The sequence below is a fragment of the Brevibacterium renqingii genome, assembly GCF_017808105.1.
In the GTDB taxonomy this organism is placed as follows: domain Bacteria; phylum Actinomycetota; class Actinomycetes; order Actinomycetales; family Brevibacteriaceae; genus Brevibacterium; species Brevibacterium renqingii.
Genome location: NZ_JADBHF010000014.1, coordinates 44607 through 59410 on the forward strand (window position 1 = coordinate 44607; position 14804 = coordinate 59410).

Genomic DNA, 14804 nt, shown 5'->3' on the forward strand with positions numbered 1-14804 from the left:
ATGGACACTCTCATCGATCTGGGAGGCGGCTTCGCCTCGGCGCTGGAACCGGCCAGCCTCGCCTTCGCCCTCCTCGGCGTGCTCCTGGGCACCGTCGTCGGGGTGCTGCCCGGAATCGGACCGATCTCGGCGATCGCGATCCTCATCCCGGTCTCCTTCGGCATGGAGCCCGTGCACGGACTCATCCTGCTCTGCGGCATCTACTACGGGTCGATGTACGGCGGGTCGATCACCGCCACGCTCATCAAGACCCCAGGTGAGGTCGCCAGCGCGGTGACCGCGATCGAAGGCTATGAGATGGCCCGCCGAGGCCGGGGCAAGGCGGCGCTGGCGACCGCGGCGATCGGGTCGTTCCTCGCCGGCACCCTGGCGATCATCGGACTGACGTTCCTGTCGCCGCTGCTCGTCAAGCTCGCGAACGTTTTCGGCGCCACCGAATACTTCCTGCTCATGGCCACCGCTCTGCTGCTCGCGTCGACGATGTCGGCGGGATCGCGGGCCAAGGCGCTCATCTCGATCTTCATCGGACTGGCCGTCGGCCTCATCGGCCTCGACTTCCAGACCGGGCTGCCTCGGCAGACCTTCGGCATCGACCTGCTCTCCGACGGCGTGGACTTCACGATCTTCGCGATGGCGCTCTTCGCCATCCCCGAGGCGATCCGCAACCTCGCACTCGGGCGCGGGGCGAAGGAGACGATCCAGAGCTTCGGCGAGGACAAGTGGATGACACGGCAGGATTGGCAGCGCTCGGCCGGGCCCTGGGCGCGCGGTTCGGTGCTCGGCTTCATCATCGGCATCCTGCCCGGCGTCGGCCCGTCGCTGGCGTCCTTCATGTCCTACATCATGGAGAAGCGGATCTCGAAGCGGAAGGAGGAGTTCGGACACGGAGCCATCGAAGGCGTGGCCGGCCCCGAAGCCGCGAACAATGCCGGCGTCGGCGGTGCGATGATCCCGCTGTTCAGCCTCGGCATCCCCGGTTCGGCGACGACGGCGCTGCTGCTGTTCGTGTTCACGATGTACGGGCTGCAGCCGGGACCGCTGATCTTCCGCGACGAGACAGGTCTGATCTGGACGATCATCGCGAGCATGTACATCGGCAACATCGCGCTCATCATCCTCAACCTGCCGCTGGTCGGGGTCTTCGTCAAACTGCTCAAGATGCCCAAGGAGATCCTCTTCTCCGCGATCCTCGTGCTCGTCGTCATCGGCGCCTACGCCATCGAGTTCAGCCTCTTCGGGCTGATGATGCTCGGCATCTTCGGCATCACCGGCTACCTCATGGAGAAAGGCGGCATCCCGTTGGCGCCGGCGATCCTCGCACTCGTGCTCGTGCCGCTGCTCGAGGACAACTTCCGGCGCATGCTCCAGATCTCCGGAGGCTCGTTCGCACCCCTGGTCACCCGGCCGGTGTCCCTGTCGATCATCATCCTCATGGTGGCGGGCATCGTGGGACCGATGCTCTTCCGCTGGTGGGTGAGCAGACGGCAGCTGCTCGCCGACGTCACGGTGTCGTAATGTCGACGTGTGGAAAATGCCGACGTGTGGGAAGGGGCGGGCATGAGGGACGCCGCTGAGAAGCCGTTGCCGGAGATCGGCGTCATCGATCGCAGCGCTGCGATCCTCGCTGCCCTGCAGGACGAGCCGATGACCGCCGCGGAGATGTGCCGGCGGCTCGGATACTCGAAGTCGACGACCTACCGGCTGCTGGCCGATCTGCGGGCACACAGATTCATCGTCCGCGATTCGTCCGGACTGCTGCGGCTGGGCCCTTTCCCCGGTCGGCGCAGCATCGCCACGACGAACTCCGTGCTCGAGTATCTGCGGTCGATGACCGGAGAGTCCGTGCAGCTGTGGATCCGGGTCGGCGAGGACCGGGTGTGCGTGCGCAACGTCGAGGCAGACCACGAGCTGCGGGTCTCCCGGGGTGTCGGAACCGTCCTGCCGCTGGTCGACGGCGGTTCTGCCGCGCTGGCGCTGTGCGGTCCGGGCAATCCCGCGGAGTTCTACGCGACGAAGCAGGCGCGGGTGGCGGGGACCGCCTCGGCGAGTGTCGCGTTCACCGTCGGGGCGAATGTGTTCGCCCTCTGCGTGTCCTATCCGCTGACCCGGGAGCCGGAGAACGTCGCCGGCGCCTATCGCACCCTGCTCGCCCAGGCCGCGGGCGAGCTGCGGGCGCTGCTCGAGGGCAACGAGGAGCTCGGAGTGCTGCGCGACATCGCCCGCCTGGCCCTCGGCGCGAGGAGACAGGCGGGGGAGTAGACGCGCGGCCGGAGCCTGCCGGTGGCATCAGGCGTTCGCGGGCTGCGCCGCCGTCGGAGTGGGCCTCTCCTTCTCCGGCGCCGCTGCGGAGCCTCGTGTGCTGCGCAGCAGCCGCATCGCGTTGGCGATGACCACCAGCACGGAAGCTTCATGGACCAGCATGCCGATCGACATCGTCACCCCGCCGGCGAAGACGCCGGCCAGCAGCACCACCACCGTGACCAGGGCGATCCCGATGTTCTGCCGCATCACGGACGCGGTCCGTTTGGCCAGGCCGATGGCTTCCGGCAGCTTCAGCAGATTGTCGCCCATCAGAGCGATGTCTGCGGTCTCCACCGCCACGGCCGAGCCGGCGGCTCCCATGGCCACGCCGATGTCCGCGGTGGCCAGGGCCGGGGCGTCGTTGACGCCGTCGCCGACCATGGCGATGGTGTGGCCTTCCTTCTGCAGCCGCGCGACCACGTCCAGCTTGTCCTCGGGAAGCAGGGAAGCGTGGATCTCGTCGATGCCGGTGGCCTTGCCGATGGCCTCGGCCACCAGCCGGGTGTCACCGGTGAGCATGACCACTTTCTTCACGCCGGCCCGGTGGAGGCGGGCGACCATCTCGGGCGCATCCGGGCGGATCTGATCGGCGACGGCCACGACGCCGATGACCCGGTCGTCGACAGCCACGATCATCGGAGTCTTGCCGTCGGCGGCCAGCGCTTCGGCCGTGCGAGCAGCGCTGCCGTCGTCGGCGATGCCGAACTGGGCCAGCAGCGGCGGGTTGCCGATCAGCACCCGGCGGCCCTCGATATCCGAGACGATGCCCTTGCCGGGGACCGGGGTGACGGTGCCGGGAATGCCGCGCGGGCCCACTCCATCCGCCTGGGCGGTCTCCAGGATGGGACGGGCCAGCGGGTGTTCGGAGCCGGCCTCCGCATCCGCCGCCCAGCGCAGCACCTCGCTGCGCTCCAGGCTCGAATCCAGCACGATCACGTCGGTCAGCTGAGGACGCCCCTCGGTGAGGGTGCCGGTCTTGTCCACAGCGACGGCGGAGATCTTCGCCGAGGTCTCCAGGAACTCGCCGCCCTTGATCAGGATGCCGGTGCGGGCGGCGCGGCCGATGCCGGCCACGATCGCGACCGGGATGGAGATCACCAGGGCACCGGGGCAGCCGATGACCAGCAGGGTCAGAGCCAGGACCACGTCACCGGAGATGAGCCAGGCCACCAGGGCCAGAACCATGACCGCGGGGGTGTACCAGCCGGAGAAGCGGTCGATGAACGCCTGCGTGCGGGCCTTGGCGTCCTGGGCTTCCTCCACCCGATGGATGATCCGCGCCAAGGTGGTGTCGGCACCGATGCCGGTGGCCAGCACCTGCAGAAACCCGCCACGGGAGACGGTGCCGGCGAAGACCTGCCCGCCCTTGGCCTTCTCCACCGGGATCGACTCGCCGGTGATCGAGGCCTCATCGATGGCTCCGGTGCCAGAGACGACCTGGCCGTCCACCGGCACCTTCGCGCCGTTCTTGACGAGGACGATCTCGCCCATCCTCACCTGGCCGGCGGGAATCTCCTGCTGCTCACCATCGCGCACGACGATCGCGGAATCCGGGGCGACGGCGACGAGCTCGGCCAGTGCCGAACGCGTCTTGTTGAGGGTCGCGGCCTCCAGCGCGTGGCCGACCGCGAACAGGAACGTCACCGCCGCGGCCTCCCAGAAGTTGCCGATGATGACCGCGCCGATGGCTGCGACGGACACGAGCAGGTCGATGCCGATGACCTTGGCGATCAGTGCGCGAACCGCTTTGACCGCGATTCCGTAGCCGGCGACCACGGCCGCGGCGATCATCAGCACGTCGCCGAGGGTGAAGACCCCGCCGGCATGCGTGGCGTGGGCGCCGGCATCGAGCCACCATTGCCGGCCGACGGTGGGATCACCGGCGCCGCCCAGCCACCGGATGGCGAAGGAGATGATGATGAGCATGCCGGACACGACGGGAACCGACCAGTTCCCGTGGACCCATTTCTGGAGCCTGTTCACTTTCGGGTACGACCTTTCTGGATCTGGAGCCGGCGGGCCGGCAGGTTGGAATGAGCAGAGAGGCGTGCGGGCCCCCGCAGGGGCCCGCTGGCCTCAGAAGGCCGTGGGAGCGGCCTTGTAGCCGGCCTTCGCGATGGCGGTGACAATGTCCTCGACCGAAACGCGTTCGATGTCGTGGTCGACCTCGATGCGCGCGGAGGCGAAATGGACCTTCACGTTCTCGACACCCTTCAGGCGTCCGACCTGCTTCTCGATCTTGGCCACGCAGGAGGGGCAGGAGAATCCTTCGGCCCGCAGGATGGTGTGGGTGGTGGTCGCGTTGGTCATTGCGGAGTCCTTTCACTGTTGTTCCTTCTTGACACCTTCAATGTAGGTTCGCCGCGCCGCGGACTCCTTGACCTGGATCAAGTTCGCACTGCTCCGCCCTGGTGAGCTCTGCCGACAGGGTCTGCGACGGTCTCGCGCCCGCGTGAGATAGGCTCGGAGCATGTCCGAGCGTGATCTGTGCGTCACCCGCGTCCCGATCTTCCAAGGTCTCACCCTCCAGGAACAGCTGCGCGTCGCGGACTTCGCCCGGCCGATACTCGCCGCCAAAGGGGAGATCGTCTACGGCCCCGGACAGCCGGTCTCACGCCTGCTGGTGATGCACAGCGGACAGGTCAAGATCAGCCATGAGTCCGCCAATGGTCAGGAACAGATCCTGCGAACGGTGACCGATGGCGATGTCGTGGGCGAACGGGCCTTCCTGACCGGCCATCGCTCGAACGACCTCGCAGTCGCGCTGGAAGACAGCAGGATGTGCGTCTTCGACCACAGCGACCTCGCAGCGCTTCTGCGTGAATACCCCGACATCAGCCAGCGGATGCTGCGGACACTCTCCGACCGGCTGTCCTCCGTGGAGCGGCTCCTGGCCGCCATCACCTCCAGCGATGTCACTGCCCGCGTCGCTGCCTACCTCCTGGACCTGCCCGGCAGCATGCGGGAGGGAACAGTCACAGTGACACTGCCGATGGCGAAACAGGAGATCGCCGCATACCTCGGGACTACCCCGGAGACCTTGAGCCGGCGCCTCGCAGCGCTCTCTGCCTCCGGGCTCATCGAACTCGACGGGCGTCGAAACGTCAGGATCCTCGACATCGACGGGCTCGAACGCGTCGCAACGCCTCGATAGACCCGCGCCGGCGGCAGTGCCCGGACACCGGAGCGAGATGTTCACACATGGAGTCAGTCCGGCGAAATAGGATGCAGGGAGACCGATATCGATTCTGCCGAGCACGTCCAGCGTCACCGACGGGCGTGGCAGTCATAGGAGGACACCGCATCGTGCCACGCACCGTCTACTACACCGCGACCACGCTCGACGGATTCATCGCCGATCCGAACGATTCGCTCGAGTGGCTGCTGCGGCAGACCGAGGAACAGCCCGACGACGGCTTCTTCGAAGGCGTCGGCGCGATCGTCATGGGAGCGACGACGTACGAATGGCTGCTGCGCAACCTCGACGGACCGTGGCCGTACTCGATGCCCACATGGGTGATGACCCACCGGAACTCAGCGCTGCCCGAATCAGGCGAGGACGGAGAGAAACCCGATATCCGCTTCGCTCAAGGGTCGGTCGCCGACCACTATGTCGAGATGTGCACGGCCACCGGCGACCACGATCTGTGGGTGATGGGCGGGGGAGACCTCGCCGGGCAGTTCGCCGACGAGGGATTCCTCGACGAGATCATCACCTGGACGGCACCGGTAACCCTCGGCAAGGGCCGCCCGCTGCTGCCCCGTCGGCTCGATCTCGAACTCATCGAAGTCGGACACAGCGATCCCTTCGTCATCGCCCGCCACCGCGTCATCGGCCCTCTTCTCGAGGACGGTTGAGCAAGTCCCGGCAGGGTCCCTCGCCGAGGCGGCCCCACCGTCCGAACGCAAGGTCGGACCGCCTCGGCGAAGTTGTCCATCCGGATGCCGGGCAGTTCTGGCGCAGGTGAGAGGTTCCGTGGTTCGATGCAGGCATGACTGCAGCGATCGAGAACCATCGGGCCCGCCTGCGCGCGGGGGAGATCTACAACGGACTGTGGATGATGTCGACGAGTCCGGAGCTCGCGAAGATCGGAGCGGCGGCCGGATTCGACTATGTCTGCCTCGACCTGCAGCACGGACTGGTCCGCCCCACCGATGTGCTGCGGATGACCGATGCCTTGCGAGCCAGCGGCCCCGCGCTCGTCATCGCGCGGGTCGCGGCGAACCGGTTCACCGAGATCGGTGCGCTCGCCGACGCCGGCGTCGAAGCGATCATCGTACCCCTCGTGTCCTCCGTCGCCGAGGCGGAGGCGGCCGTCCACGCACTCGACTATCCCAGCCGCGGAGGCGACCGGTCCTGGGGACCGACCGCCGAGCTGATGCTGGGCGCGGTCCAGGACACTCGGGACGAGCGTCCGCTGCTGTTCGTCATGATCGAGAACGCTGACGGCCTCGCTGCCGTCGAGGACATCTGCGCCGTGCGGGGAATCGACGGAGTCTACGTGGGACCCGCCGACCTCGCCTTCGCCGTCGGTGCCCTGCCGGGGCAGCCGAACGACGCCCACGCCGAGGCGCTCGTGCGGATTCGCTCTGCCGCCGATGATGCCGGGCTCATCCCCGGCATCCACTGCGGCGACGGTGCGGAAGCCAAGCTGCGCAAGGAGCAGGGCTTCCGCTTCATCACCTCGGCGGGAGACATCGGTGCGGCAGGCCGGGCGCTGCGGGAGGATCTGGCCACTGCGCGGGCGTAAGCTGCCGCGCGGGAGTGAGCTCGGTGCGGACTCGGCGCCCAGGGTCGAAGGGCCGCTGAGAGCCGCTCAGCCCCCCGGACGCATACTGTGCTGGCGCTGAGAGACGACTGCGAGGCAACTCACAGGAAATGATAAGATCGGACGACAAACAACTGTGAGTTCTGGGCGGTGCAGCGGTGCATCGCGAAGGGAGGAGCCTCATGGGTTCCCTATTCATCATGCTCGTCGGATTGGCCATATTCGTCGCCGGCTACCTCCTGTACTCGAAGTTCCTCGGTCGCAGGATCTTCAAGCTCAATGACGCATTCACCACGCCCGCGCATGAACTCAACGACGGTGTCGACTACGTTCCGACGAACAAGTACATCCTCTGGGGCCACCACTTCACCTCGGTCGCCGGTGCCGCGCCGATCGTCGGCCCCGCCATCGCCGTCATCTGGGGATGGCTGCCGGCTCTGCTGTGGGTGACCATCGGAACGGTCTTCTTCGCAGGTATGCACGACTTCGGGACCCTCTGGGCCTCAGCCCGGAACAAGGGCCGCTCGATCGGTGCCCTGTCATCGCGCTATATCGGCAAACGCGGGGCGAACCTCTTCCTCATCGTCATCTTCCTGCTGCTGCTCATGGTCATCGCGGCCTTCGCCGTGGTCATCAAGAACCTCCTCATCAGCACGCCGACCGCAGTCATCCCGACCTGGGGCGCGATCGTCGTGGCGCTGCTCGTCGGACTCTGCGTCTACCGTCTGCGCATCCCGCTGATCCCCGTCACCGTCATCGGAGTCGTCCTCCTCTACGGACTCATCGTCCTCGGCAACAGCGTCCCCGTGGTCCTGCCCGAATCGTTCCTGGGCATGAGCCCCGCGACCTTCTGGATCGTCACGCTCTTCGTCTACGGCGCCATCGCTTCGCTGCTGCCGGTGTGGGTGCTGCTGCAGCCGCGCGACTACATCAACGGCGTCCAGCTGTTCATCGGCCTCATCCTCCTGTTCGGCTCGGTGCTCACCGCTACGCTCTTCTCCGCGGTCAAGCCTGAGATCGTCGCCCCGGCCATCAACACCAATGTGCCGGAGGGCACGCCCAGCATGGTCCCCCTGCTGTTCGTCACGATCGCCTGCGGAGCCATCTCCGGCTTCCACGGCATGGTCGCCTCCGGCACCAGCTCGAAGCAGCTGGACAAGGAGACCGACGCTCGTTTCGTCGGCTACTTCGGTGCGGTGGGCGAAGGCCTGCTGTCGCTGGGAACGATCCTCGCGGTCATCGGCGGCATCAAGTCCACCGCCGCCTGGAAGGAGATCTACTCAGCCTTCGGCGAGGGAGGCGTGGAGGCCTTCGTCCAGGGCGGAGGAGCCCTCATGGAGAACGGCCTCGGACTGCCCGCCTCCCTGTCCGCGACTGTCCTGGCGACGATGGCCGTGCTGTTCGCGGCCACGACCATGGACACGGGAATGCGTCTCCTGCGCTTCGTCATCCAGGAGATCGGCGAAACCGTGAAGCTGCGCATCAGCAACGTCCCCGCGACTCTGCTCGTCGTCGTCATCGGCCTCGGGCTGACGTTCTCCCAGGGGCTCGGCGGAGAGGGCGGACTGCGCATCTGGCCGCTGTTCGGCACGACCAACCAGCTCATGGCCTCCCTGTCGCTGGCGATCATCGCCGTCATCCTCATCCGCAAGCGGCGCAGCCCGCTGCCGGCGATAATCCCGCTGGTCATCGTCTTCGTCATGTCGTTCTGGGCGGCTATAGATCAGCTCGTCAGCTTCGCCACCCCCGGCTCCACCGACTGGCTGCTCTTCGCACTCGACGTGGTCATCATCATCGCCAGCATCTGGGTCGCCGTCGAGGCCTTCCTCGCGATGCGCCGAGCCTACCGAGAGCCCCAGGAAGAACCCGACGCGGACGAGAAATTGGCGGCGACGCGAGAGAACGTCTGATCCCTTCATGGCAGACAGCATTGCAGAGCTGATCACCCGCCGTCTTCAGGCCCTGCCCGAGAAATGGGCGGCATTCCGGGAAGGGCTGCTCGAGTTCTACGTCGGCCCCTACCGGCAGACGCTCAAGCGGGAGCAGCAGGCCGAGGACGACTTCTTCTCCGTCGTCGTCCTCGGCGAGGCCCTCGGCGTCCCGGACCCTGCCGCTTACTACACGGCCGAGCTCATGCCCGCCCTCTGGGACGACTTCCACGCCTGGCACAGACGCATGGGGCTGCCCCGATCGCCGCTGGATCACATCGCATGCTGCTAGACATCGCACGCTCGCGGCGTCTCCTCTTCGTCGGCGGCAAGGGCGGTACGGGAAAGACCTCGGTGTCCTCGGGGCTGGCGATGGCGCGCGCCCTCGACGGCGGCCGCGTGCTGCTGGTGTCGACGGACCCGGCGCACAACCTCGGCGATATCTGGCGCACGGAGCTCGCCGACGAGGCCCGGCGCGTCTACACGGCCGAGACCGCCACCGTCGACGAGGCGGGGCCCGGCTTCGTCGACGCCATCGAAGTCGATCCGCAGGCAACGATCGACGCGCACTTCGCCATAGTCGAAGCGATGATGCGGCGGATGCTGCCCGAACGTACGCACGCTGCCGCGCGTGACCATCTGCGGACGGCGAAGACGGCGCCCGGCAGCCACGAATCGGCCGTCCTCGAGCGGATCGCTGTGATCTGCGAAGAGGCGATGGGCGTCTATGACCTCGTCATCTTCGACACCGCGCCCACAGGGCACACCGTCCATCTGCTGTCCCTGCCCGAGCGACTGACCGGCTGGGCCGAATCGCTGGTGGCCAACCGCGACCGCTCGGAGCGCTTCGCCGCCGCGGCTCGCTCACTCGTCAGCCCGAAGGAGGAGACTCCCGGCCCCGACGCCCAGATGCGTCGCACCCTGCTGTCCCGACGCGACCGCTTCGCCCTGCTGCGCAGCACCATCGCCGATGCCGGGCAGACCGGCTTCCTCATCACCACACTCGCCGAGCGGCTGCCGGTCGCCGAGACCCTCGTCCTGGTACGGCAGCTGCGCGAGCTCGATGTCGATCTCACCGGCATCGTCGTCAACCGTCTCTCCCCGGCAGACTCCGGAGAGTTTCTCGCCGCCCGTCGCGCTTTGGAAGACGAGCAGCTGAGGCAGCTGCACGCCGCCGTCGACCCGCTGCCAGTGGCCGAGCTTCCCTTGCTGCCCGGTGAGCTCACCGGCGCCGAGGCGGTCCGTCAGTTGGCCGATCTCCTGGCCCGAGAGACGGGAACGGGCAGAGGCGGAACGGAAGCCGGGTTATGATCTCCTTGACCGTGGATGACCACCTCCGACGGTTCACGAGGCGAGGGGTACGGATGGCAGAGCGGCCGACAGATGACAGGGGAGCGCAATCCGAACAGCGGAGCGTCTCGGCAGGCGATGAGTCTGCTCGCGACACCGCGCTCGTACGGGGACTGCGCATCCTCTCGAGCGTCGCGGAGACCGGGGAGACCAATGCGAAGCAGCTGGCGGCCGAGCTCGACCTGCCCCTGTCCACGACCTATCGGTACCTCAAGACCCTGCGCGAGTTCGACCTCGTCGAGGAGTTCGGCGGCCGCTACCTGCCCAGCTCCCGGCTGAGCTCCTGGTCCGGAGGCAACGCCACGCGGTCCCATCTGCTCGAAGTCGGACACCGGTTCCTCCGCCGGCTCAGCGCCCGCAGCGGCCGAACCTCAGTGCTCGCCGTCCGAGAGGGGCGCAACGCCGTGTGCCTGCGGCAGTTCGCGCCTGACGAAGATGCCGACATCGCCTTCCGGATCTACGAAGTCCTCCCGCTCGATCGCGGGGCGGGCCAGCGCGTGCTGCTGGCCCACGCCCCGTCCCAGATCATCGCCGAGGTGGCCGCCGAGTCGTCCCATCCGGAGGAGAAGCTCCTCGGATCCCTCCGCCAGATCCGCAGCAGCGGATTCGCCTACTCCCAGTCCGAGCTGCGCTCCGGGGCGAACGCGCTCTCCTGTCCCGTCATCGTCCGCGGGGAGGTGCTGTGCTCGCTGACCCTGGCAGGCCACTCCGAACGCTTCGGAAATGCGACGGCGACTTCCCTCAAGCCTCTGCTCACCGAGGCGGTCGAGGAGCTGCAGACGGCACTGAGCGAGGTGTGCTGAGAGCTGGGCTCGACCGCTGCAGACCCGCCCACGCGTTCCCACGGGCTGAGAATCCGACTGGCTCGATTCCTCGTGAGTTCCTAATCTGCAGGAGAGCGCATCGCACATACCCACCGTCCCGGCAACGACGCGGAACGGCAGGAGGGCGATTCGCCTGCGAACGAGCAACGGAGGTCTTTCATGGGGAGCGCATCGGCACATCCGACGGCGACGGACGCCATCACGGCACTCGATGTCCCGGTCATCGACGAGGACCCGTATTCGCGGGAGAACCTCGCCGATCCGTACCCGTTCATGCGCCGACTCCGTCAGGCCGGTCCGGCCGCTTGGCTGAGCATGTACGGCGTTCCGGCCTTCGGGCGCGATGCCGAAGTGCGGGAGATCCTCGAAGACCACCGAACGTTCATCTCCGGCGCCGGGGTCGGCAGCGTCAACATCCACCACAATCCGCCTCTGCGAAAGCCCGGGATCCTCGAGGTCGACCCGCCCATCCACACTCGCATGCGCGCAGCCATGGACGGCGTCATCACCCCGAAACGTCTGCGTCCTCGCAGGAAGGACTTCGCGACCTATGCGAAGACCGTCATCGACGAGGTGCTGTCGACCGAAGACGGCGAGTTCGATGCCGCTCGCCTCGCCGAGCAGTTCGTGCTGCGAGTCTTCGGCGACGCGGTCGGCATCCCGCGCTCAGGGCGGGCGGAGAATCTGCTGGTGCAGGGTGCCGCGAACTTCGCGACCTTCGGGCCGCAGAATGAGATCGCCCAGCGCTGGATCGCCGACTCCGCAGGCACCTACGACTGGGTGCTAGACAACTGCGCCCGCGAAGTCCTCGATCCCTCGGGCATGGGAGCCCAGCTGTGGGAGTTCGCCGACTCCGGCGACATCTCCCCGGAGGAGGCGACGCTGCTGGTCAGGGCCCTGCTCTCGGCTGGCTTGGATACGACGATCTTCGCGATCACGAATACGCTGCACACACTGGCCACGCACCCGGAGCAGTACGCGAAGGTCCATGCCGATCCTCGGCTGGTGCGCTTCGCAATCGACGAATCATTCCGCTTCGAAAGCCCCTTCTACGCTTTCTACCGCACGACGTCGCGCGACACGGTGCTGTCCGGGGTGGAGATCCCGGCAGAGACCAAGGTGCTCGTCTTCCCCGGCAGTGCGAATCGCGATGAGGAGAGATGGGGCGCCGATGCCGACGTCTACCGATTCGACAGGGACTCCAGCGGCCACCTCACCTTCGGCATGGGCATCCACCAATGCGTCGGGCAGCCGATCTCCCGGATGGAGATGGACGCCCTGCTCTCGGCCTTCGTCACCCGGGTCGCCTCCCTCGAGACCGCCGGGCCCGCGACCCGCCTCGTCCACACGACACTGCAGAGCTACGCCTCCGTACCGCTGCGCGCCCGAGCGGCCTGAGCACAGCAGCAACCACCCGCCCCGAACGAGAGGAACCGATGTGATCGATACTGCTTCCGCCTGCACCCGCGAGGAATTCCCCGGCGACGAACTCGTCATCGGACTCGACCCTGCGAGCCTGAGTGACCTCGTCGACGTGGCTCGCTTCCGGCGACGCATCCGCCTCGACCCTGAGCTAGAACAGCACTGCGCGAAGTCGCGGAAGTGGCTCGAGGACGTCATCGAGCGCATGCGCGCCGGGGAACCTGTCGAGGCGATCTACTCGGTCAACACCGGATTCGGCTCTCTGGCAGGACGGAAGGCCTTCCCCTCGGCCGATGACGCGGCCGAGCTCTCCCGACGGCTCATCCTCGCCGATGCCTCGGGAGTCGGCCGCATCGTCGACGAGGAGGTCGTGCGGGCGACGATGTTCATCCGCGTCATCTCGCTGACCCAGGGCCATTCGGCGATCCAATGGGCGCTCATCGAAGGACTCGTCGCCATGCTCAACGCCGACGTGTGGCCGGCCGTGCCCGAGTACGGGTCTCTGGGCGCCTCGGGCGATCTCATTCCCTTGGCCCATATCGCCCTTGTGCTCACGACTGCTCCAGACAGCAGCACGGAGCCGGAGAACTCGGGAGAGGCGATCCTCGACGGACGCATCGTCACCGGGCATGAGGCGATGGCTGCGGCCGGTCTCGACCGCATTCCCGTCGGGGCCAAAGACGGTCTCGCACTGCTCAACGGCACATCCTTCTCCCTGGCACAGACGGCGCTCGCCGCCTGGGACGTCCAGGGCGCGCTGCACACCGCTGAGGTGACCGCTTGCCTGTCGATCGAAGCCCTCCTCGGGTTCGGGGACGCCTTCATCGCCGAGCTCCACCAGGCCAGGGGTCAGAAGGGGCAGATCGCCGTGGCCGAGCGGATGCGCGGCTATATGCACGATTCCCGTCTCATCACCGGCGACCGGGACAACGACCCCGTCCGTCAGCCGCCCCAGGACGCGTACTCGCTGCGCTGCGTGCCGCAGGTGTTCGGTCCGATTGCGGACACGCTCGACTTCGCCTTCGGCATCATCGAACGGGAGATCAACGCTGCGACGGACAATCCGCTCGTCTTCCCCGATCTCGACCGGGATCTCAAAGCGGTCTCGGGAGGCAACTTCCACGCCGAGTACGTCGCCTTCGCTGCAGACTTCCTCTCGATCGCCGCGACCGAGATCGGCAACATCACCGAAAGGCGGATCTTCCGCCTCGACGACGGCACCCTCAACCGGGGTCTGCCGGACATGCTCGTCGACTCGGACCAGGTCGGCCTCGACTGCGGGTTCATGCTCCCGCAGTACCTCGCCGCAGCACTCGTCTCCGACTGCAAGACCCTGGCCCATCCGGACTCCGTGGACTCGATCCCCACCTCGGCGAATCAGGAGGATCACGTGTCGATGGCGAACAACGCCGGCCGGCATCTGCGACAGATCGTCGCGAACGTCGAAGTCGTCGTCGGCGTGGAGCTGCTCATGGCGGTGCAGGCGCTCGAGCTGCGGGTGCAGGCAGGCAGGCCAGACGGGACAGCTGTGTCCGAGGACGAGCTCTCGACTGCGGCGCGCAGAGTCCAGGCGATGCTGCGGGCGACCCCGGACACGCAGGGCCGGACGATCGCCCACCTCACCCGGGACGTCGTCCTCTACCCGCAGGTCCGCACCGCGGCCGGGCTGGTGAAGGAACGCGCGGTGCTCGCAGCGGTCAGCGACTGAGTTCGCGCCGCTGCGCACGTCAGCCTCTGCGGAGCGTCTGGTTGCGCGCCGCGGCCGAAGGCTGCCCGCGGTTCAGTCCGCGTCGCGCAGACAGGCCGGGTGGCGGCGGAGTCGGTTTCTGATCTGGAGCGCCTTGAGCGCTCCGACCGCGACCGTGAGGCCGGCGATGCTGCGACGGTTCGACACCCAGGCCCGAACCTCGGCGCATTCCTCGTGTTCGCGCACGTCGATGGAGACGATGAGCATCCGGTTGCTGTTGTTCACCCGCGCCCTGTTGATGAGGCCGGGACCTGTGGTCTTCACCCAGGTCACCCGTGGGAAGTGCGCCTCGACGATGGCAGCGGCCTCCTCAGCGGAGAGATCGAGCACCACACCATAGGTGCGCTTGGAGACGACGGTGCGATGGATGAGCAGCAGGAGGGCGAGGAGGCACACGACTGCCGCGATTACCGCACCGCTCATCGTCCGTCCTCTCCACCGGCCACCTGTTTCCCAGGGTACC

At 67.3% G+C, this 14804-nt stretch carries 14 protein-coding genes; 11 read left to right on the forward strand and 3 right to left on the reverse strand.

Annotation, left to right across the window (positions count from 1 at the left end):
• The gene (locus tag IHE57_RS13935; RefSeq protein WP_209373975.1) at positions 1-1515 is read left to right on the forward strand and encodes a tripartite tricarboxylate transporter permease; all 1515 of its coding nucleotides are present in this window, start codon (positions 1-3) and stop codon (positions 1513-1515) included.
• Positions 1516-1524: 9 nt separating this feature from the next.
• Positions 1525-2259, forward strand: coding sequence for a helix-turn-helix domain-containing protein (locus tag IHE57_RS13940; protein ID WP_366933970.1), 735 nt, complete (start codon positions 1525-1527; stop codon positions 2257-2259).
• A gap of 27 nt (positions 2260-2286) precedes the next feature.
• Here IHE57_RS13940 and IHE57_RS13945 read toward each other — a convergent pair whose 3' ends face one another.
• Together IHE57_RS13945 and IHE57_RS13950 are read right to left on the reverse strand one after the other, a co-directional pair.
• Positions 2287-4284: a heavy metal translocating P-type ATPase gene (locus tag IHE57_RS13945; RefSeq protein ID WP_209373977.1), complete on the reverse strand. Its 1998-nt coding sequence runs from the start codon at positions 4282-4284 to the stop codon at positions 2287-2289.
• A gap of 93 nt (positions 4285-4377) precedes the next feature.
• Entirely contained in the window at positions 4378-4611 is a 234-nt protein-coding gene (locus IHE57_RS13950; protein WP_209326276.1) for a heavy-metal-associated domain-containing protein, read from the reverse strand.
• 160 nt (positions 4612-4771) lie between these two features.
• Between IHE57_RS13950 and IHE57_RS13955 the strand changes: the two genes are divergently transcribed.
• The 9 genes from IHE57_RS13955 (at position 4772) to IHE57_RS13995 (ending at position 14302) form a co-directional block, all read left to right on the forward strand.
• Positions 4772-5455 (forward strand): Crp/Fnr family transcriptional regulator, encoded by a 684-nt coding sequence (locus tag IHE57_RS13955; protein ID WP_209373979.1) that lies wholly within the window; start codon positions 4772-4774, stop codon positions 5453-5455.
• 152 nt (positions 5456-5607) lie between these two features.
• Complete coding sequence (locus tag IHE57_RS13960; RefSeq protein WP_209373981.1) at positions 5608-6159, forward strand: dihydrofolate reductase family protein; 552 nt, start codon at positions 5608-5610, stop codon at positions 6157-6159.
• 134 nt (positions 6160-6293) lie between these two features.
• A complete protein-coding gene (locus tag IHE57_RS13965; protein WP_209373983.1) occupies positions 6294-7052 on the forward strand; it encodes an HpcH/HpaI aldolase family protein in 759 nt (252 codons plus the stop codon).
• Positions 7053-7252: 200 nt separating this feature from the next.
• Entirely contained in the window at positions 7253-8980 is a 1728-nt protein-coding gene (locus tag IHE57_RS13970; protein WP_209373985.1) for a carbon starvation CstA family protein, read from the forward strand.
• A gap of 7 nt (positions 8981-8987) precedes the next feature.
• Positions 8988-9290 carry a cory-CC-star protein gene (locus IHE57_RS13975; RefSeq protein WP_209373986.1) on the forward strand — a complete coding sequence of 101 codons (303 nt, stop codon included), beginning with the start codon at positions 8988-8990 and terminating at the stop codon, positions 9288-9290.
• The gene (locus tag IHE57_RS13980; protein WP_209373988.1) at positions 9281-10309 is read left to right on the forward strand and encodes an ArsA family ATPase; all 1029 of its coding nucleotides are present in this window, start codon (positions 9281-9283) and stop codon (positions 10307-10309) included. The genes IHE57_RS13975 and IHE57_RS13980 overlap by 10 nt, the downstream gene beginning before the upstream one ends.
• A gap of 53 nt (positions 10310-10362) precedes the next feature.
• Complete coding sequence (locus IHE57_RS13985; RefSeq protein WP_209373990.1) at positions 10363-11151, forward strand: IclR family transcriptional regulator; 789 nt, start codon at positions 10363-10365, stop codon at positions 11149-11151.
• A 180-nt stretch (positions 11152-11331) separates the two neighbouring features.
• The gene (locus IHE57_RS13990; RefSeq protein ID WP_209373992.1) at positions 11332-12570 is read left to right on the forward strand and encodes a cytochrome P450; all 1239 of its coding nucleotides are present in this window, start codon (positions 11332-11334) and stop codon (positions 12568-12570) included.
• Positions 12571-12610: 40 nt separating this feature from the next.
• Positions 12611-14302, forward strand: a complete 1692-nt coding sequence (locus IHE57_RS13995; RefSeq protein WP_366933971.1) for an HAL/PAL/TAL family ammonia-lyase — start codon at positions 12611-12613, stop codon at positions 14300-14302.
• A 72-nt stretch (positions 14303-14374) separates the two neighbouring features.
• Here IHE57_RS13995 and IHE57_RS14000 read toward each other — a convergent pair whose 3' ends face one another.
• On the reverse strand, positions 14375-14764 hold the full coding sequence (locus IHE57_RS14000; RefSeq protein ID WP_209373993.1) for a hypothetical protein: 390 nt from the start codon (positions 14762-14764) through the stop codon (positions 14375-14377).
• Positions 14765-14804 lie beyond the last annotated feature (40 nt).